Raw genomic sequence first — 16473 nt, forward strand, 5'->3', positions numbered from 1 at the left:
ATGCCTAGGTCGCTGAAAAAAGGTCCCTTCATTGATGACCACCTTTGGAAAAAGGTAGAGAACGCCGGCGAGACGGGTGACCGTCGAGTCATTAAGACCTGGTCTCGTCGCTCCACGATCTTCCCCGAAATGGTAGGTCTGACCTTTGCAGTTCACAATGGCCGGAAGTTTATCCCTGTCTTCGTGAGTGAAAACATGGTCGGGCACAAGCTCGGCGAATTCGCTCCGACGCGTACCTACTTCGGTCATGCGGCTGACAAGAAAAGCAAGGCCAAACGATAAGGGGTATAGGTGACTTCGATGGAAACCAGAGCTGTTGCCAAATATATGCGCACTTCTGCACAGAAAGTTCGCCTCGTTGCTCGCAACGTTGAAGATCTTCCTGTAGAAGAGGCTATTAATATATTGACTTTCACGCCTAAAAAGGCAGCCAAACTGCTCAACAAGGTGCTGCATTCCGCAGTTGCCAACGCAGAGCAGGCTGGTGTTGAGGTCGATAACCTGTTTGTGAAACAGGTGATTGTTAACGAGGGACCGACCCTCAAGCGAATCATCCCTCGAGCCATGGGGCGCGCGAACCGTATCCTGAAGCGCACCAGCCACATTACCGTGGTAGTCGCTGAGGCCTAAGGAGGCAGATGTGGGTCAGAAAGTACATCCCTACGGATTCCGGTTGGGGTACAACAAGAATTGGCTGTCCCGCTGGTTCGCGAACAAGGACTATGCGGACAACGTTTTCGAAGACGACAAGATCCGTAAGTTCGTCAAGAAAAGACTTTACCACGCTGGCATTTCTCGTATCGAGATCGAACGTGCTGGTGGCAAGGTCCGCCTGATCGTCTTTACAGCCCGTCCCGGTATCGTTATCGGTCGCAAGGGTGTAGAGATCGAAAAGCTTCGCGGTGAGCTCCGTCACAAGTTCGGCCACGAGTTCTCCATTGAGGTGAACGAAGTGCGCCGTCCTGAAACGGACGCCCAGCTGGTGGCTGAAAACATCGCTATGCAGCTCGAGCGCCGCGTGGCATTCCGCCGCGCTATGAAGCGCACGGTAGGCATGGCCCGTAAGTTCGGTGCCGAAGGCATTAAGATCAACTGCGCAGGCCGTCTGGCCGGTGCTGAGATCGCACGTAGCGAGTGGTACCGTGAGGGCCGCGTTCCGCTGCAGACCCTTCGTGCCGATCTGGACTATGGTTTTGCCCAGGCCCATACCACCTACGGTGTTATTGGCGTGAAGGTCTGGATCTTCAAGGGTGAAATTCTGGATCAGGAAGGTGAATAACGATGCTTTCTCCAAGAAAGACAAAGTTCCGCAAACGCCAGAAAGGTCGTCTGCGCGGTAAGGCCCTGCGTGGCAACACCATTGCCTTCGGTGAAGTCGGTCTGAAGACGCTTGAACACGGGAAGCTGACCAACCAGCAGATTGAGGCAGCCCGTATTGCCATGATGCGACACATCCGTCGTGGCGGTCAGGTCTTCATCCGTATCTTCCCGGACCAGGTCCTCACCTCGAAACCTGCCGAAGTTCGACAGGGTAAAGGTAAGGGTGCTCCTTCCGGCTGGTACGCTCCGGTCAAGCCTGGCAGGATCATGTATGAAATCAAGGGTGTTGATGTTGCCTTGGCCAAGGAAGCACTGGTCCGTGCGGCACATAAGCTGCCTGTAAAGACCGCTATTGTTGTCAAGGAGGGTCTGTAAATGACTGCCAAAGAACTCCGGGAACTCTCCGTTTCCGAGCTCAATGAAAAACTCGGCGAGTTTCGGCAGGAGCTGTTTAACCTCCGCATTCAGCATGCCACGGCTCAGCTGGAAAATACCCAGCGTATTCCCGAGGTGAAGAAAATCATCGCCCGGATTCTCACCATCCTCACTGAGAAGGAAAGTGGAGAATAAATCATGGCTGAAGTGAAGAAGTCTAACAAGCGTGTTATGACCGGTAAGGTTGTTTCCGACAAGGGCGACAAGACCATCGTCGTTCGCGTCGAAACCCTGGTCAAACACCCTCTGCTGAAGAAGTACATTCGCCGCCGTACCAAATTCATGGCTCACGATCCCAACAACGATTGTGGTATCGGGGACAAGGTGCAGATTATTGAGCACCGCCCCATGAGCGCACGTAAGCGGTGGCATCTCCTCAATATCGTTGAAAAAGCGGTCTAAGGAGCTAGAATATGATTCAGGTCGAATCCAAGCTCGACGTCGCCGATAATTCAGGCGCTAAGAAAGTGCTCTGCATCAAGGTGCTCGGCGGCAGCCGCCGTCGTTACGCCTCGGTGGGTGATATCATCATGGTTTCCGTTAAGGAAGCAATGCCCCATTCCAAAGTGAAGAAGGGTGATGTTATGCCGGCCGTCGTCGTTCGTACCAAAAAGGAAGTTGGCCGCCCGGACGGGACATACATCAAGTTTGACACGAACTCTGCAGTTCTTTTGAACAAGCAGAACGAGCCTGTGGGCACCCGTATTTTCGGACCCGTTGCACGTGAGCTTCGTGGCAAGAACTTCATGAAGATCGTCTCTCTGGCGCCTGAAGTGCTGTAGAGGTCAGCCCTATGAAAAAGTTCAAGATCCGCAAAGATGACAAAGTCATGGTCATCGCCGGTAAGGATAAGGGCAAAGTCGGTAAGGTGCTGAAGATCTTCCGCAAGAAGGACAGAGTCCTCGTGGAAAAGGTCAACATGGTAAAGCGCCATACCAAGGCTAACCCTTATACCCAGCAGGCTGGTGGTATCGTCGAGAAAGAAGCAGCTGTTCACATTTCCAATGTGGCTCTGATTTGCGACGCTTGCGCCAAGCCTACCCGCGTTGGGTACAAGGTCACTGCAGACGGCAAAAAAGTCCGTTTCTGCAAAAAGTGCAACGAAACCATCGACTAGGGAGCTTCCATGACTCGTCTCGAGAAACTGTACAAGGACAAGGTCGCTCCCGCCCTGCAGAAAGAGTTTGGGTACAAGTCGCCGATGCAGTTGCCTACGCTTAAGAGCGTAAGCCTCAACATCGGTTTGGGTGCGGCTAGCCAGAATAATAAGCTTATCGAAGGCGCCGTAGACGAACTGACCCGCATTGCAGGTCAGCGAGCTGTTGCTACCCGCGCTAAGAAATCCATCGCAGCATTTAAGCTTCGCGAAGGCATGCCGATCGGTGTGCGCGTGACGCTGCGTGGGGATCGTATGTGGGACTTCCTCGATAAGTTGGTGAATGTTGCACTGCCTCGCGTCCGTGACTTCCGTGGAATTCCGGATCGTGGTTTTGATGGCCGTGGTAACTTTACCCTTGGTGTTAAGGAACACACGATCTTCCCCGAAATCGAAATCGATCAGGTGGAGCTCGTTAAGGGCATGAACGTGACCGTCGTAACCAGCGCCGGCACCGACAAGGAAGGCAAAGCTCTGCTTCAGATGCTGGGCATGCCTTTCAAGAAGTAAGGGAGAAGAGAAATGGCTCGTACATCTCTTATGAATAAGGCAAAGAGAAAGCCTAAGTTCTCTGCCCGTGCCTACAACCGCTGCCCCATTTGCGGTCGCCCTCGGGCTTTTATGCGGGACTTCGGCATCTGCCGAATCTGTTTCCGTAACAAGGCTCTCGCTGGCGAACTGCCGGGCGTCCGTAAATCCAGCTGGTAAGGAGAAAGCACAATGTCCGTGATTGATCCCATTGCGGATATGCTCACTCGGATTCGCAACGCCCATCAGGCGCTGCATCAGGAAGTGCTTATCCCTAAGTCCAAAGTGAAACTGGCAATTGCCGGTATCCTTAAGGAAGAGGGTTACGTAACTGACTGCTCCGAAGAAGAGCGTGATATTCGCATTGTTCTGAAATACGCCGACGGCACTCCGGTTATCGCCGGAATGAAGCGCATCAGCAAGCCTGGCCGTCGTGTATACGTTTCCTCTGCAGAGATTCCGAGTGTTCAGAACGGCCTCGGTGTTGCAGTCCTGTCCACCTCTCATGGTGTTATGGCAGGCGGCGTTGCAAGGGAAAAGAACGTTGGCGGCGAACTGCTGTTCGAATTATGGTAGTGAGGAAGGAACATGTCGAGAATCGGTAAAAAACCAGTCTCCCTCCCCTCTGGTGTTGAGGTGAAGATCGGTGATAGCCAGGTTGATGTGAAAGGCCCCAAGGGCTCCCTCTCCACGCCGCTGCACGACAAGATTAAGGTCCAGCAGGAAGGAGCAGAGCTGCTCGTTACCCGTGTTGATGACTCTCGTGTTGCCCGTGCTCAGCACGGTCTCCGCCGCTCTTTGCTGGCGAACATGATCGAAGGCGTCACCAAGGGTTATTCCAAGGGTCTTGAAGTTGTCGGTGTTGGTTACCGCGTGAAGGTTCAGGGCAAGAAAGTTGTTCTGAACGTGGGTTACTCCCATCCTGTGGAGTACGCACTTCCCGAAGGTATCGAAGCCAAGGCAGAGGGAACTAAGCTTACGATTTCCGGATGCGATAAGCAGATGGTAGGCGAAGTCGCTGCCCAGATTCGTCGAGTACGTCTGCCCGAGCCTTACAAAGGCAAGGGTATTAAGTATATTGATGAAATCATCCGCCGCAAGGCCGGTAAGTCCGCCAAATAGAGTAGGGTGATACGATGAAAAAGAGTAAAGAGCTGGCGCGTCGCCGCAGAAAGATCCGCATCCGCAAAAAGATTAGCGGTACTGCTGATCGTCCGAGACTCTGCGTCTATCGCTCCAACATGCATGTTTATGCACAGCTTGTCGACGATGTGACGGGTACCACTCTGGCCTCCACTTCCACTCTTGCCCTGAGCAAGGGGGAAGGCGTGAGCCTCAAGTCCAACAAAGAGGGCGCAGCCCGAGTTGGTGAGGCAATCGCAACATTGGCTAAGGAACGGAACATCGAAACTGTGGTATTTGACCGTAGCGGTTACATCTACCATGGCAAGATCAAGGCTCTCGCCGACGGCGCCCGTGAAGCTGGGCTGAAATTCTAAGACTGCGGAAGGTCGAAATGGATAAAAAACCTCGCAGAGACTCCCGTAGGGAGCAGCAGGAAGAGCTCGGCCACATTGAGAAGCTTGTCTCCCTGAACAGGGTAGCCAAGGTTGTCAAGGGCGGCCGCCGTTTCAACTTCAGCGCACTCGTTGTTGTTGGTGATGGCAAAGGCTCCGTTGGTTATGGTCTGGGCAAGGCTGTTGAAGTTCCTGAGGCAATTCGTAAGGCTACGGAGAAGGCCCGCAAGTCCATGAAGCAGGTTCCTCTGCTGGACGGCACTCTCCCTTACGAGACCCTCGGCCGCTTTGACGCTGCCCGAGTTGTCCTGAAGCCCGCCTCCAAGGGTACCGGCATCATCGCCGGTGGTCCTGTGCGTGCTGTCATGGAAGCTCTCGGTGTCCACGATATCCTGACTAAGGCTATCGGCACTAACAACCCTCACAACGTGCTTAAAGCTACTATTGAGGGCCTCACTTCTCTTCGAAGCGCAAAGCAGGTTTCTGCACTGCGCGGAAAAGAAGTGTCCACCCCCAGAAAGTAGTAGAGGACGCGACATGGATAAGATCAAAGTCAGACTCGTTCGGAGCTTGATCGGCTGCACACCGCAGCAGCGTAAGACCGTCGCTGCCCTGGGGTTGCGCAAGATCCGTCAGGAGAACGAGCTTCCCAAGAATGACTGCACACTTGGCATGGTCAAGCACGTGCAACATCTTGTTGAGGTGGTAGAATAATGAGACTTCACGAACTGTACCCTTTTCCTGAAGAGCGCAAGGGTCGCAAGCGTGTCGGTCGTGGTTCCGGCTCTGGCTGGGGCAAGACCGCAGCTAAGGGTCATAAAGGCCAGAACGCCCGCTCCGGCGGTGGTGTTCCTGCTTGGTTCGAAGGTGGCCAGATGCCTCTGGCACGCCGTCTTCCCAAGCGTGGCTTTAAGAACCCGTTCCGCGAAGCTTATGAGGCTCTGAACCTGGATAGGCTCCTTGCTGCATTTGACGGCCAGGCAGAAATCTCTCTGGACGAAATCTACGCTAAAGGCCTGGTTAAGCCCGGCGCTTTGGTGAAGGTTCTCGGCAATGGAGAGGTCAAGTCTGCTGTGACTGTTGAAGCTCATCGGTTCAGCAAATCTGCTCAGGAAAAGATTACCGCCGCTGGCGGCACTGCCAAAGCACTGGAAGGGTAATACATCGTGGCGCTTAATGGGGTTGAGAATCTCACCAAGTTACCGGAGTTAAAGAAGAAGCTTCTTTGGACGTTCCTCCTGTTGGCTGTATACCGGATTGGCATTCACGTGCCGACTCCGGGCGTCGACACGGTAGCCCTCCAGGACTTCTTTGATAGTGTTCAGAACACCCTGTTCGGTTTGTTCGACATGTTCTCGGGTGGAGGATTAAGGAATCTTTCCATCTTCGCTCTGGGAATTATGCCCTACATCTCCGCATCGATCATCATTCAGCTGCTGACAGTTGTCAGCCCAGAGCTGAAGCGATTGTCGAAGGAAGAAGGGGAAGCCGGACGCAAAAAGATCACCCAATATACCCGATACGGAACGGTACTTATTACCATCGTACAGGGTTTGGGTATCGCAATCGGTTTGGAGAGCATGACCAGCCCCACCGGCGCGCCCGTGGTGCTTGACGCAGGCTGGGCCTTCCGACTGGTGACAATCATCACGTTGACGGCCGGAACCGTGCTGATCATGTGGATCGGTGAACAGATTACCGAGCGAGGTATCGGCAACGGCATCTCGCTCATCATCTTCGCCGGTATTGTTGCCGGGTTCCCCGGCGCAGTCGCCAAATCCTGGCGTCTTATGACCACCGGTGAAATGTCTCTGTTCATCCTGCTCCTTATTGGGGCGCTGATGCTGGCTGTGCTGGCAATCATCGTCTATATGGAGCGTGCCCAGAGACGGGTTCCGATCCAGTACGCCAAGCGTATGATGGGACGCCGTATGTACGGGGGGCAGACAACGCATCTGCCGCTGCGTATTAATACTGCTGGCGTTATTCCTCCAATCTTTGCTTCATCCATTCTGATGTTCCCGGCCACGCTGGCGAACTTCTCCCGGGTGGAGTGGATTCAGGAGGTTTCCGCCTGGCTGTCCCCATCTTCGGTTTTGTATAATGTGCTGTATGTAGGCATGATTGTCTTCTTTTGTTTCTTCTATACGGCCATTATCTTCGACCCAAAAGACATTGCAGAAAACATTCGTAAGCAGGGTGGCTTCATTCCTGGGATTCGTCCCGGTGAGAAGACCCGCGAGTACATTGATCGGGTTTTGTCCCGCATCACACTCTGGGGCGCTCTGTATGTTTCCGCAGTTTGTGTGCTGCCGATGTTCCTTATTAGCCAGATGCACGTACCATTCTATTTTGGTGGTACCAGTCTGCTGATCGTCGTCGGTGTTGCCATGGACTTTATGTCTCAGATTGAGTCTCACCTCATCAGCCGTCAGTACGAGGGCCTGATGGGTAAGAACAAGATGAAGGGTCGACGGTAAAACGTTGAAGAAGTCTCACGGAATATTTATTAAGAACGATGCGGAGATCGCGCTCATGCGAGAGGCGAACCGCATCGTCTCCGTGATACTTGACAAACTGGGCGAAGCTGTAGAGCCAGGTGTTTCCACCATGCGCTTCGAGCAGATCGCCCGGGACATGTGCAAAGAGTTCGATGTAACGCCCGCTTTTTTGGGCTACAACGGTTTTCCCTTTGCACTGTGCTGCTCAGTAAACGAAGAAGTCGTCCATGGCTTTCCCTCAGATCGAATTCTGCGGGAAGGAGACCTTGTCAGTTTGGACATGGGTGTTATATACGATGGCTTCTACGGTGATTCGGCACGGACCTTCGAGGTGGGAGAAGTCTCCCCGGAAGCGTCGCTTCTGTGTGATGTGACTCGTGAGTCACTCATGAAAGGCATTGCACAGGCCGTTGAAGGCAAGTTTCTTTATGATATTTCTCGAGCAATTCAGGAATATGTGGAACAGAATGGATTTTCTGTGGTAAAGAGATTTGTCGGACACGGAATAGGGCGGCAGCTTCATGAGAAGCCCGCGGTCCCCAATTACGTTCCCATTGCCGGGAGGAGCCTTCCGCTCAAGAACGGAATGGTCCTTGCTATCGAACCGATGGCGTGCGTGGGAACGGCCGAAGTCGAGATACTCGAAGATAAGTGGACAGCGGCGACGAAAGATCGTAAGCTCTCTGCCCACTTTGAACACACGGTTGCTCTGACCCCAAACGGGCCGGAGATATTGAGCAGAAACGAACAATAAGGTTCTTGCTTGCATATATACCTTGGTTCCCGGCCTGTTGTGTCGGGGGCTGAACAAGGAAAGTAGCGGGAGAAGGTCATGAAAGTTAGACCCTCAGTGAAAAAGATGTGCCCGAAGTGCAAAATTATTCGCCGCAAAGGCGTGCTCCGGGTTATCTGCGACAACCCCAGGCATAAGCAGCGCCAGGGCTAGGTTAAAGGGGATTTATCGTGGCAAGAATCGCAGGTGTTGATTTGCCCAAAAATAAGCGTCTGGACATCGGTCTGACGTATATTTACGGCATCGGTCGCACTTCTGCTCTGGAAATTCTGGAAGCTACCGGAATTGACTGGACCAGAACGACCGACGATCTGAACGCTGATGAAGTGAACACGATCCGTCAGGAGATTGAAGCCAACCATAAGGTTGAAGGCGATCTTCGTCGTGAAGTGACTGCTAACGTTAAGCGTCTGATGGACATTGGTTGCTACCGTGGCCTCCGCCACCGTCGTGGCCTGCCGTGCCGAGGACAGCGCACCCATACCAATGCACGCACCCGTAAGGGTCCGCGTCGTGCTGTTGTCGGTAAGAAAAAGAAGTAACCAGCTTTGCATCCCTCGCATTCTCTCTGTTTGAGGGATGCGAATCTGCACTAAAGAGTTTACGGAGAAAAGGTTATGGCTAAACCCCGCCGCTCCGGGAAGAAAAAAGAGAAGAAGAACGTACCTGCGGGCATTGCCCACATTCAGTCTACGTTCAACAACACGATTGTTACTTTCTCTGACATGAAGGGAAACGTGGTCAGCTGGGCATCCTCCGGCGGATCCGGTTTTAAAGGCTCCAGAAAGAGCACCCCTTTTGCCGCTCAGGTTGCTGCCGAGCGTGCTGCCCGAGTTGCTATGGACCATGGCATGCGTACAGTTGGCATTTTTGTCAAAGGCCCCGGCTCCGGCCGTGAAGCCGCTATGCGCGCCATTAATAATGCCGGTTTGAAAGTCAGCTTCATGCGTGACATCACCCCCGTACCGCATAACGGGTGCCGTCCGCCCAAACGCCGTAGGGTCTAACCCGGTAGTTTTCAGGAGGAAACGTTTTGGCCAGATATACTGAAGCGAAATGCCGCCTCTGCCGCCGCGAAGGGCAGAAGCTTTTCCTCAAGGGCGACCGCTGCTACACTGATAAGTGCGCATATGAGCGTCGTCCTTATGTCCCGGGCCAGCATGGCCGGGCAAGGAAAAAGACTAGCGACTACGCTGTCCAGCTGCGTGAGAAGCAGAAAGTACGCCGTATTTACGGCATCCAGGAGAAGCAGTTCCTCTCCTACTTCCACCGCGCTGACATGATGAAAGGCGTAACCGGTACCAATCTGCTCGCGCAGCTTGAAACCCGTCTCGATAACGTAATTTACCGTCTCGGTCTCGCAAACTCCCGCACCCAGGCTCGCCAGCTTGTGCGCCACGGCATTTTCCTGCTGAATGGCCACAAGGTGAACGTGCCTTCTCTGCAGGTGAAGATCGGTGATGAAATCACCGTCCGCGAGAAGAGCAAAAAGATCCCGGTTATTCAGGAAGCCCAGGACGTCATCGCACGTCGTGGTTGCCCTGATTGGCTCGAAATTGATGGCGCTGCTCTCAAGGGCAATGTTAAGGCAATGCCCGTACGTGAAGACATTCAGTTCCCCATCAATGAACAGCTGATCGTCGAATTGTACTCCAAGTAACAGGTGTAATGATGATCATCCAAGACGGCGACAAACTGATCAACACCCGGAATTGGTCCGAGCTGGTCAAACCCGAACAGATAATCCGCGACCCCAAGAGCAACGAAGCTTACGGCAAGTTCGTTTGCGAACCTTTGGAGCGTGGCTTCGGTACGACCATCGGAAATGCACTGCGACGCGTCCTGCTCTCATCTTTGCAGGGAGCTGCAGTGGTGTCGGTGAAAATCGAGGGCATCCAGCACGAGTTTATGACCATGCCGGGCGTTCTGGAAGACATTACGGACATCGTCCTGAACCTGAAGCAGGTTAGGTTCATGATGACCACCGAGGAGCCGCAGCACCTCACCCTCACTGCCGACAAGAAGGGCGAGATCACAGCTGCCGCCATCTCGGAGAATCAGAACGTTACTGTTCTGAACAAGGACAAACATATCGCTACCCTGACTGAGAATACGCCCTTTAAGGCAGAACTCGAAGTCAGAATGGGTAAAGGCTATGTTCCTGCTGAGATGTTGGAAGGTCTGAGTGACGAGATCGGTGTTATCCGCCTCGACGCCAGCTTCTCCCCCATCAAGAAAGTAGCTTATACCATTGAACAGGCTCGTGTGGGTCAGATGACCAACTACGATAAGCTTATCCTGGAAGTCTGGGCCGATGGCTCCGTCATCCCCGAGGACGCCGTTGCGTACTCCGCAAAAATCCTCAAGGAACAGCTTTCCGTGTTCATCAACTTCGATGAACAGTCCTCTGACGAAGAACAGACCGCTCAGCAGTCCGCTATGGACCTCAACCCGAGCCTCTTTAAGGGGATCGATGAGCTTGAACTCTCTGTTCGCGCAACGAACTGTTTGAAAAGCGCAAACATTCGACTCGTCGGTGAGCTCGTGCAGCGCACCGAAGGCGAAATGCTTAAGACCAAAAACTTTGGTCGTAAGTCCTTGGATGAGATTCGTAAGGTTCTTGCCGAAATGGAACTCGAATTCGGTATGACCGTTGAGAATTTCGACGAACGCTACCAGGAATGGCTGAAGAGGAAAGAAAGCGATGAGGCATAAAGTAGCCGGAAAGAAATTCAATCGCTCCGCTTCGCACCGTAAGGCAATGTTCCGCAACATGGCTAAGTCCATGATCGAGCACGAAAGCATCCGTACTACGGAAATCCGTGCTAAGGAACTGCGACGCGTGGTTGAAAAGCTGGTGACACTCGCTCTTAAGAACGATGTCCCCGCTCGTCGACAGGCATATAAGGTTCTCGGGAGCCACACCCTCGTCAAACGTCTGTTTGATGATATCGGTCCCCGTTTCGCCGGTGTCCCCGGCGGTTACACTCGTGTCGTTAAAATGGGCCAGCCCCGTAATGGCGACGCTGCTCCGATGGCTATCATTGAGTTTACTCGTGAAGCCGCCGCTGCAGTCGAGGAAGCACCCAAAGCTGCTGAAGAAAAGAAGACCGAAGAATAAACCCTTCTTACTTCTTTCTGAAGATTATAAAGCAGGCCCTTTTAGGGCCTGCTTTTTTTTTGTTCTTTATTACGGGAAGAGCTGGGGGGAAAAATGGGGGCCAGCCCCCAACCCCCCGCGTAAGGGAATGATTCCCTAACGTATCCTCAGCGAGTTTGAATTCCCTCCACGCTTCGCGTGAATGAAATTCAAACTTGATGAAAATAACGTCGAGAGCCTCTTTCTCTTCTGCGAGTTGCTACCATTTTCATTCTGAACGCGAGCGTTCAGAATGAAAATAAGTGTGCTCTGAAGAAGGCAAAAGAACACGCATTCGGGAAATGCCCACTAGGCCAAAATTAAGGGGCCGGATGTAAGGAAAAGCCAACGGCTTTCACACATCCGGCCCCTTAATTTTGGGCGATAGCGGGATTCCCAAGGGCCTCGTCCTTGGGCGGGGTCAAGGGGCAGCGCCCCTTGCAGGGTTTGGGACAGAGTCCCAATAAAACAACACCACCCCCCATCCACCCGGCGCCCTTGCAGAGCACGAGACGGTGTCTCGTAACCCACTCACCAAACGTCCAAAAAAAATCCCCGCAGCCCGGCCCCTTTTATTGGGACAGAGTCCCAATAAAAGGGGGTGAGTGAAGGGACTATTCACTCACCCCGTTCCCTTAGCGCAAAAGCGGCGTAATACAGAAACGCATTGAAAGTGTAATACGCTGCTCAAGGGTCAACAGAGAGGCCTGAGACGGTGCTGATCTGCTTAGAGTTCGCGCCGATGATTACGTGCTGAAAGTCGCGAGTGCGAAAGACCCAGACGGGTTCGGTGCACGCAGGCATAAGTGGCCAAAAAAGCTCAGCTTCGACAAAGTTAGGTGCGATGCTGGCATTGAGGAAACTTTCAATGGCGGCAGAGAGATCGAGTTTGCAGTTGTGGATAATGCGGAGACCGAGTGGGCAGTGAACAGCCCGAGGCGAGGTGCTGGCGGATTCAGGGGGGAGGGTGGAGAAATAGGAGAGGCAGCTTTTTTCCCAATGGACAAGATACTCTATTCCCAAAAGATCGGAAAGGGAGCTTGCGAAGTTTCCTTTGAGAGCTGCTTTCATTCGGAGTAGCCCGTCGGGGCGCACTCCGGGGAGGAGAGGTGAAGTGAAAAGGTTTTGGTTTGTGAGTTTCATAGTTCCTCTATAAAAAAATATTTATAGAACAAGCTATACTCCATGGGAGAAAAAAACGTCAAGGGGTTAAAAAAATGATGCTTTTCTTCTGAAAAGCCTGATGGTGCGCGGTGTTTTTTCTTTGGCCTGCTGTTTGCTTTCTCAATAATTTGTATTAGTCATTTCGATATGGACTTTCGAAGATTAGAGGCCTTTTCCAAGGTCTACGAGTGTAGAAGCTTCTCCAAGGCGGGGCAGCTGCTGTTTTTGTCACAGCCGACGATTTCAGCACATGTGATTGCGCTGGAGGACGAGCTGGGAGTACGGCTCTTTGATCGGTTGGGACGAGTTGTTCTGCCTACTCCGGCGGCAGAGATATTGTATACCCATGCGCAGGATGCTTTTGGGATTCTGGAGAAGGCACGGGCAGAGATTCTGCTTGTGAATGACCGGGTCGCGGGTGACCTGTACATAGGCGGGAGCACAATCCCGGCAAACTATGTTCTGCCGGAGCTGCTGGCGAAATTCACCCGATTGCACCCAGATGTTCACCTGCGGGTGGAGCTTGGGGATAGCCATGATATTCTTGGCTTGCTGAGTTCGGGAAGCCTGCCACTGGGAATGGTTGGAGCCAAGGTCCCAAGTTCTGATGTTGCATTTGAAGAAGTGCTGCGAGATGAACTGGTGGTGCTGGCAAGTCCGGCACTGGCGGAGCAGTATAACGCAGCTCCAGAGCTAACGACACTGACACAGCTTCCGTGGGTTATGCGAGAGCAGGGGTCGGGGACGCGACGGGCACTGGAGCAGGCGCTGAATGCTGTGGGTGTGAATATCCGCAAGCTGAATACGGCAATTTCCGTAGAGAGTACGGAATCCGTTATGCGCTGTGTGCTGGCTGGCCTTGGTATTTCCGTTACATCAAAGCTTGTTGCGCAGGAGTTCCTTGAACAGGGGAAGCTGGTCCTGCTGGAAGTGCCGGAGCTGCATATGGTCCGAAGCTTCTATCTGGCGTATAATGAACGTCGGGAAATGTTCCCGGCTGCACGATATTTTTTGGATTTTGTTCGTGAAGAGCTTCAGGCGCGTGAAAATCATGTGCCCGCACAGTCCCGTGCACAAGAGAAGTGAGAGGAGAACAAAAATGACCGAAGAGAAGAAGTATAAGGAATCGATGCGCTCCGCAGGCTGAGGCCCAAAAATGACTCCAGAGGAACTGGAGAAATTCTTGGCAACTCTGGATAAAATTGAGGCATTTTTCAAAAAGAGTGTTGCCCGCATTAAAGGCATGTTCCGCCGCGGGTCAGATCAGTAGGAAAAGAAGAAAGGAAAGTAGAGATGGCAGATAAGAAGCTCGTGGAAACGGTCCGCGCGGCAGGTTGAGCTGCAAAAATTGCTCCGGGGGACCTAGAGCAGGTTTTGGCAACTCTTGAAATCCAGCCGGACGAGCGGCTTCTGACGGGCACGGGAGATAATGAAGATGCTGCCGTGTTGCGCTTTCCTGCTGGTAAGGCGCTTGTCCAGACTGTGGATTTCCTGACGCCGGTTGTGAATGACCCGTTCCGCTTTGGGCGTATTGCCGCAGCAAACGCGCTGTCGGATGTCTACGCTATGGGCGGAGAACCGTGGTCAGTCATGAATATTGTGTGCTTCCCCATTAAGACGCTGGACCGGGATATTTTGGCGCAGGCGCTCCGTGGTGGCTATGAGGCCATTATGGAGGCCGGAGCTGTTCTGGCTGGCGGACATAGCGTGGAAGATGATGAATTTAAATATGGTTTGTCTGTGTCTGGAGTTATTGACCCAGGGCACAGGGCAACAAACAGAGGGCTTCGCGCTGGTGATGATCTGCTTTTGACCAAGCCGATTGGAACGGGCGTGCTCTCGACAGCAATCAAGGGACGCTGGGAAAACAGCGAGAAGATGGAAGATGAAGTCTTTCGCTGGGCTGGCCGACTGAATCGCTTTGGTGGCGAGGCTATCCAAAAGTTCAAACTCCTTGGCGCAACGGATGTCACGGGCTTTGGCCTCGGTGGACATGTGCTGGAGATGGCGCAGGCGTCGCATGTTCGAGTCGAACTGTGGCCCAATGCCGTGCCGCTTTTGCCGCAGGTGGAAGCTCTGGCTGGTATTGGTATGCTCCCGGCTGGCAGCTTTGCGAACCGCTCGTACTGTGCGTCACAGGTCGGAGTGCATAGAGCTGTTGATTCTGTGCTGGCTGACCTTGTGTTTGATGCGCAGACCTCGGGCGGCCTCGTGCTTTCTGTCCCGGCAGAAAAGCGGGAAGCTGTTCAGGAATTTTTGATTTCGCACGGTGACCTTGCCGCGCATGTTGGCCATGTTTTGCCAGCGGATGCACCTGTTGATGCTGTACTGAATCTTAAAAATCGCTAGGTGACTATGCCCGAAATACGGCTGACTGTACTGGATGCAGATCATCAGAAGCGAGAGATGAGCTGTGAACCAGGACAAACTCTGGCTCAGGGCCTCTTTTTGAGTGGGTATTGGAAGACCCCTGTTTTATGCTCCGGCGTCGGCCTTTGTGGTCGGTGCCGGTTGCGTTTTTTATCGCCTGCTCCCGCTCCGGATAGCGCTGACGAAGCGCTTTTTTCTGTGGAGGAATTGCATGATGGCTGGCGGCTTGGCTGTCGACATCAGGTCAGAGAGGGGCAAGAGGTCTTTTTGCCATGCCATGCCGCAGCGTCGGCTGCGCCGCAGGAATTGACGCCGGACGCAAAGGCTGTGCGCCTCGCAGTGGACTTCGGGACCAGCTCGGTGTCGTGGCAGGCGCTGGATGGCGAACGAAGCGTTGCACAGGGGACCGACCCAAATCCTCAGCTTGGCGCGGGAAGCGATGTTATGAGTCGGCTGGCCTATGCTGCGGACCCAGACCACGCTCGGCAACTCCAGAAGCTTGCTGTGTCATATTTGCAGCAGGTAGTGGCTGGACTTGGTGCTCCTGTCGAGGAAATTGCGGTTGCCGCAAACCCGGCCATGACGTTGATTCTGCTCGGAAAAGAGAGCGCTGGGCTTCGGGCTGCACCGTACCGGCTGAGCTACAGGGGCGGACAGGTGGAAATACTTGAAGCCCTGCCGCCTGTGTATGTCTTGCCGCAGCTTGCACCATTTGTCGGGGGAGACCTGAGCGCTGGGCTGCTGGAGCTGCTGGAACGGAATACAAGGCCGCAGTTCCCGTTTTTGCTTTCAGATATGGGAACGAATGGAGAGTTTGTGCTGGCTGTTTCGCCGGAGCGTTTTCTGGTGACCAGTGTTCCGCTTGGGCCTGCACTGGAAGGTGCGGGGCTGAGTTGTGGGAATGCGGCTGGTCCCGGTGCTGTGGTGCACTTTGAAGTCCAGCCCGCGGGATTGGTGGCGCAGTGCCTTGGTGGAGGAATGCCTTCGCGTAAGGCGGGCATGACTGGGACAGGATATATTTCACTTCTTGCACTGTTGCGTCAGCTTGGTGTGCTTGCTGAGGATGGGCGCTTTGAGCAGGGGAACACGCCGCTTGCAAAACGTGTGAGTCGTTCCCTTGGTACGCAGTACGGTGAGCCGTGTTTGCATCTTCCCGGTGGGCTGGTACTGCTGGCCCGGGATGTTGAGGAAATTTTGAAGATCAAGGCTGCATTTCATGTGGCTTTGGATGCGCTCTGTGAGGCGGCGGGAATTCGGCTTACTGATCTTGCCGCGGTGTATCTTGCGGGAGCACTCGGTGAAAATGTCTCTTGTTTGGCTCTGGAACAGCTTGGTTTTCTTCCGGAAGGGAGTGGGAGGCTTGTGCAGAGCGTTGGCAATACATCGCTTGCGGGTGCAGCGAGAGTTCTGTACGACAAGACTGCGCGAGAAAAAGTGGAAAGCTTTTCGAAAAAGACGCAGGAAATTGTGCTGGCTGGAGACCGGGACTTTAGCACCCGGTTTATGGCGAGAATGCGTTTTTCGCAGAGTGAGGCCGTATAGACTTTTGC

28 protein-coding genes are annotated in these 16473 nt (G+C 53.5%); 27 read left to right on the forward strand and 1 reads right to left on the reverse strand.

What is annotated here, in order from left to right; genetic code table 11:
* From rpsS to rplQ, 24 genes are all read left to right on the forward strand, one after another.
* Complete coding sequence (gene rpsS, locus B5D23_RS10775; protein WP_078685451.1) at positions 1-282, forward strand: 30S ribosomal protein S19; 282 nt, start codon at positions 1-3, stop codon at positions 280-282.
* A gap of 18 nt (positions 283-300) precedes the next feature.
* Positions 301-630 (forward strand): 50S ribosomal protein L22, encoded by a 330-nt coding sequence (gene rplV / locus B5D23_RS10780; protein ID WP_078685452.1) that lies wholly within the window; start codon positions 301-303, stop codon positions 628-630.
* Between the two features lie 10 nt (positions 631-640).
* Entirely contained in the window at positions 641-1279 is a 639-nt protein-coding gene (gene rpsC / locus B5D23_RS10785; RefSeq protein WP_078685453.1) for a 30S ribosomal protein S3, read from the forward strand.
* A 2-nt stretch (positions 1280-1281) separates the two neighbouring features.
* Complete coding sequence (rplP, locus tag B5D23_RS10790) at positions 1282-1695, forward strand: 50S ribosomal protein L16 (RefSeq protein WP_078685454.1); 414 nt, start codon at positions 1282-1284, stop codon at positions 1693-1695.
* Positions 1696-1890, forward strand: a complete 195-nt coding sequence (gene rpmC, locus B5D23_RS10795) for a 50S ribosomal protein L29 (RefSeq protein ID WP_078685455.1) — start codon at positions 1696-1698, stop codon at positions 1888-1890.
* A gap of 3 nt (positions 1891-1893) precedes the next feature.
* Positions 1894-2157 carry a 30S ribosomal protein S17 gene (rpsQ, locus tag B5D23_RS10800; RefSeq protein WP_078685456.1) on the forward strand — a complete coding sequence of 88 codons (264 nt, stop codon included), beginning with the start codon at positions 1894-1896 and terminating at the stop codon, positions 2155-2157.
* Positions 2158-2168: 11 nt separating this feature from the next.
* Positions 2169-2537, forward strand: a complete 369-nt coding sequence (gene rplN, locus B5D23_RS10805; RefSeq protein WP_078685457.1) for a 50S ribosomal protein L14 — start codon at positions 2169-2171, stop codon at positions 2535-2537.
* An 11-nt stretch (positions 2538-2548) separates the two neighbouring features.
* On the forward strand, positions 2549-2872 hold the full coding sequence (rplX, locus tag B5D23_RS10810) for a 50S ribosomal protein L24 (RefSeq protein WP_078685458.1): 324 nt from the start codon (positions 2549-2551) through the stop codon (positions 2870-2872).
* A 9-nt stretch (positions 2873-2881) separates the two neighbouring features.
* A complete protein-coding gene (gene rplE, locus B5D23_RS10815; protein ID WP_078685459.1) occupies positions 2882-3421 on the forward strand; it encodes a 50S ribosomal protein L5 in 540 nt (179 codons plus the stop codon).
* Between the two features lie 12 nt (positions 3422-3433).
* On the forward strand, positions 3434-3619 hold the full coding sequence (locus tag B5D23_RS10820; RefSeq protein WP_078685460.1) for a type Z 30S ribosomal protein S14: 186 nt from the start codon (positions 3434-3436) through the stop codon (positions 3617-3619).
* A 12-nt stretch (positions 3620-3631) separates the two neighbouring features.
* On the forward strand, positions 3632-4015 hold the full coding sequence (gene rpsH, locus B5D23_RS10825) for a 30S ribosomal protein S8 (RefSeq protein ID WP_078685461.1): 384 nt from the start codon (positions 3632-3634) through the stop codon (positions 4013-4015).
* 12 nt (positions 4016-4027) lie between these two features.
* The gene (rplF, locus tag B5D23_RS10830; protein ID WP_078685462.1) at positions 4028-4561 is read left to right on the forward strand and encodes a 50S ribosomal protein L6; all 534 of its coding nucleotides are present in this window, start codon (positions 4028-4030) and stop codon (positions 4559-4561) included.
* A gap of 14 nt (positions 4562-4575) precedes the next feature.
* On the forward strand, positions 4576-4938 hold the full coding sequence (gene rplR, locus B5D23_RS10835; RefSeq protein ID WP_078685463.1) for a 50S ribosomal protein L18: 363 nt from the start codon (positions 4576-4578) through the stop codon (positions 4936-4938).
* A 17-nt stretch (positions 4939-4955) separates the two neighbouring features.
* Positions 4956-5480 (forward strand): 30S ribosomal protein S5, encoded by a 525-nt coding sequence (gene rpsE / locus B5D23_RS10840; protein ID WP_078685464.1) that lies wholly within the window; start codon positions 4956-4958, stop codon positions 5478-5480.
* 13 nt (positions 5481-5493) lie between these two features.
* Positions 5494-5670: a 50S ribosomal protein L30 gene (gene rpmD, locus B5D23_RS10845; protein ID WP_078685465.1), complete on the forward strand. Its 177-nt coding sequence runs from the start codon at positions 5494-5496 to the stop codon at positions 5668-5670.
* Positions 5670-6116, forward strand: coding sequence for a 50S ribosomal protein L15 (gene rplO / locus B5D23_RS10850; protein ID WP_078685466.1), 447 nt, complete (start codon positions 5670-5672; stop codon positions 6114-6116). Before rpmD ends, rplO begins: the two co-directional genes overlap by 1 nt.
* 6 nt (positions 6117-6122) lie before the next feature.
* Positions 6123-7436 (forward strand): preprotein translocase subunit SecY, encoded by a 1314-nt coding sequence (secY, locus tag B5D23_RS10855; protein ID WP_078685467.1) that lies wholly within the window; start codon positions 6123-6125, stop codon positions 7434-7436.
* 4 nt (positions 7437-7440) lie between these two features.
* Positions 7441-8211: a type I methionyl aminopeptidase gene (gene map, locus B5D23_RS10860; protein ID WP_078685468.1), complete on the forward strand. Its 771-nt coding sequence runs from the start codon at positions 7441-7443 to the stop codon at positions 8209-8211.
* Between the two features lie 78 nt (positions 8212-8289).
* A complete protein-coding gene (rpmJ, locus tag B5D23_RS10865) occupies positions 8290-8403 on the forward strand; it encodes a 50S ribosomal protein L36 (protein ID WP_078685469.1) in 114 nt (37 codons plus the stop codon).
* A gap of 17 nt (positions 8404-8420) precedes the next feature.
* Positions 8421-8792, forward strand: coding sequence for a 30S ribosomal protein S13 (rpsM, locus tag B5D23_RS10870; protein WP_078685470.1), 372 nt, complete (start codon positions 8421-8423; stop codon positions 8790-8792).
* 75 nt (positions 8793-8867) lie between these two features.
* On the forward strand, positions 8868-9257 hold the full coding sequence (gene rpsK, locus B5D23_RS10875) for a 30S ribosomal protein S11 (RefSeq protein ID WP_078685471.1): 390 nt from the start codon (positions 8868-8870) through the stop codon (positions 9255-9257).
* Between the two features lie 26 nt (positions 9258-9283).
* A complete protein-coding gene (gene rpsD, locus B5D23_RS10880; RefSeq protein WP_078685472.1) occupies positions 9284-9910 on the forward strand; it encodes a 30S ribosomal protein S4 in 627 nt (208 codons plus the stop codon).
* Positions 9911-9921: 11 nt separating this feature from the next.
* Positions 9922-10965 (forward strand): DNA-directed RNA polymerase subunit alpha, encoded by a 1044-nt coding sequence (locus tag B5D23_RS10885; protein WP_078685473.1) that lies wholly within the window; start codon positions 9922-9924, stop codon positions 10963-10965.
* Positions 10955-11371: a 50S ribosomal protein L17 gene (rplQ, locus tag B5D23_RS10890; RefSeq protein ID WP_078685474.1), complete on the forward strand. Its 417-nt coding sequence runs from the start codon at positions 10955-10957 to the stop codon at positions 11369-11371. The genes B5D23_RS10885 and rplQ overlap by 11 nt, the downstream gene beginning before the upstream one ends.
* A gap of 705 nt (positions 11372-12076) precedes the next feature.
* On the opposite strand, the gene B5D23_RS10895 is transcribed toward rplQ, so the two are convergent.
* On the reverse strand, positions 12077-12532 hold the full coding sequence (locus B5D23_RS10895; RefSeq protein ID WP_078685475.1) for a hypothetical protein: 456 nt from the start codon (positions 12530-12532) through the stop codon (positions 12077-12079).
* Positions 12533-12700: 168 nt separating this feature from the next.
* Between B5D23_RS10895 and B5D23_RS10900 the strand changes: the two genes are divergently transcribed.
* The 3 genes from B5D23_RS10900 to B5D23_RS10910 all read left to right on the forward strand — a co-directional run bounded on the left by B5D23_RS10900 (position 12701) and on the right by B5D23_RS10910 (position 16465).
* Positions 12701-13639, forward strand: coding sequence for a selenium metabolism-associated LysR family transcriptional regulator (locus B5D23_RS10900; protein ID WP_078685476.1), 939 nt, complete (start codon positions 12701-12703; stop codon positions 13637-13639).
* A 207-nt stretch (positions 13640-13846) separates the two neighbouring features.
* A complete protein-coding gene (selD, locus tag B5D23_RS10905) occupies positions 13847-14902 on the forward strand; it encodes a selenide, water dikinase SelD (RefSeq protein ID WP_078685477.1) in 1056 nt (351 codons plus the stop codon).
* Positions 14903-14908: 6 nt separating this feature from the next.
* Entirely contained in the window at positions 14909-16465 is a 1557-nt protein-coding gene (locus B5D23_RS10910) for an ASKHA domain-containing protein (protein ID WP_078685478.1), read from the forward strand.
* Positions 16466-16473 lie beyond the last annotated feature (8 nt).

Source organism: Desulfobaculum bizertense DSM 18034 (assembly GCF_900167065.1).
Lineage (GTDB): Bacteria > Desulfobacterota > Desulfovibrionia > Desulfovibrionales > Desulfovibrionaceae > Desulfobaculum > Desulfobaculum bizertense.

What these genes read in the sequence shown, in the direction of transcription:
- rpmJ (WP_078685469.1), top strand. Translation starts at nt 8,290, where the DNA reads ATGAAAGTTAGACCCTCAGTGAAAAAGATGTGCCCGAAGTGCAAAATT.
- rplR (WP_078685463.1), top strand. Translation starts at nt 4,576, where the DNA reads ATGAAAAAGAGTAAAGAGCTGGCGCGTCGCCGCAGAAAGATCCGCATC.
- rplV (WP_078685452.1), top strand. Translation starts at nt 301, where the DNA reads ATGGAAACCAGAGCTGTTGCCAAATATATGCGCACTTCTGCACAGAAA.
- rpsQ (WP_078685456.1), top strand. Translation starts at nt 1,894, where the DNA reads ATGGCTGAAGTGAAGAAGTCTAACAAGCGTGTTATGACCGGTAAGGTT.
- rplE (WP_078685459.1), top strand. Translation starts at nt 2,882, where the DNA reads ATGACTCGTCTCGAGAAACTGTACAAGGACAAGGTCGCTCCCGCCCTG.
- rplQ (WP_078685474.1), top strand. Translation starts at nt 10,955, where the DNA reads ATGAGGCATAAAGTAGCCGGAAAGAAATTCAATCGCTCCGCTTCGCAC.
- rpmC (WP_078685455.1), top strand. Translation starts at nt 1,696, where the DNA reads ATGACTGCCAAAGAACTCCGGGAACTCTCCGTTTCCGAGCTCAATGAA.
- rpsS (WP_078685451.1), top strand. Translation starts at nt 1, where the DNA reads ATGCCTAGGTCGCTGAAAAAAGGTCCCTTCATTGATGACCACCTTTGG.
- B5D23_RS10900 (WP_078685476.1), top strand. Translation starts at nt 12,701, where the DNA reads ATGGACTTTCGAAGATTAGAGGCCTTTTCCAAGGTCTACGAGTGTAGA.
- B5D23_RS10910 (WP_078685478.1), top strand. Translation starts at nt 14,909, where the DNA reads ATGCCCGAAATACGGCTGACTGTACTGGATGCAGATCATCAGAAGCGA.
- rpsE (WP_078685464.1), top strand. Translation starts at nt 4,956, where the DNA reads ATGGATAAAAAACCTCGCAGAGACTCCCGTAGGGAGCAGCAGGAAGAG.
- B5D23_RS10820 (WP_078685460.1), top strand. Translation starts at nt 3,434, where the DNA reads ATGGCTCGTACATCTCTTATGAATAAGGCAAAGAGAAAGCCTAAGTTC.
- rpsH (WP_078685461.1), top strand. Translation starts at nt 3,632, where the DNA reads ATGTCCGTGATTGATCCCATTGCGGATATGCTCACTCGGATTCGCAAC.
- B5D23_RS10895 (WP_078685475.1), bottom strand. Translation starts at nt 12,532, where the DNA reads ATGAAACTCACAAACCAAAACCTTTTCACTTCACCTCTCCTCCCCGGA.
- rpsK (WP_078685471.1), top strand. Translation starts at nt 8,868, where the DNA reads ATGGCTAAACCCCGCCGCTCCGGGAAGAAAAAAGAGAAGAAGAACGTA.
- rplX (WP_078685458.1), top strand. Translation starts at nt 2,549, where the DNA reads ATGAAAAAGTTCAAGATCCGCAAAGATGACAAAGTCATGGTCATCGCC.
- rplP (WP_078685454.1), top strand. Translation starts at nt 1,282, where the DNA reads ATGCTTTCTCCAAGAAAGACAAAGTTCCGCAAACGCCAGAAAGGTCGT.
- rplO (WP_078685466.1), top strand. Translation starts at nt 5,670, where the DNA reads ATGAGACTTCACGAACTGTACCCTTTTCCTGAAGAGCGCAAGGGTCGC.
- rpmD (WP_078685465.1), top strand. Translation starts at nt 5,494, where the DNA reads ATGGATAAGATCAAAGTCAGACTCGTTCGGAGCTTGATCGGCTGCACA.
- B5D23_RS10885 (WP_078685473.1), top strand. Translation starts at nt 9,922, where the DNA reads ATGATCATCCAAGACGGCGACAAACTGATCAACACCCGGAATTGGTCC.
- rplN (WP_078685457.1), top strand. Translation starts at nt 2,169, where the DNA reads ATGATTCAGGTCGAATCCAAGCTCGACGTCGCCGATAATTCAGGCGCT.
- rplF (WP_078685462.1), top strand. Translation starts at nt 4,028, where the DNA reads ATGTCGAGAATCGGTAAAAAACCAGTCTCCCTCCCCTCTGGTGTTGAG.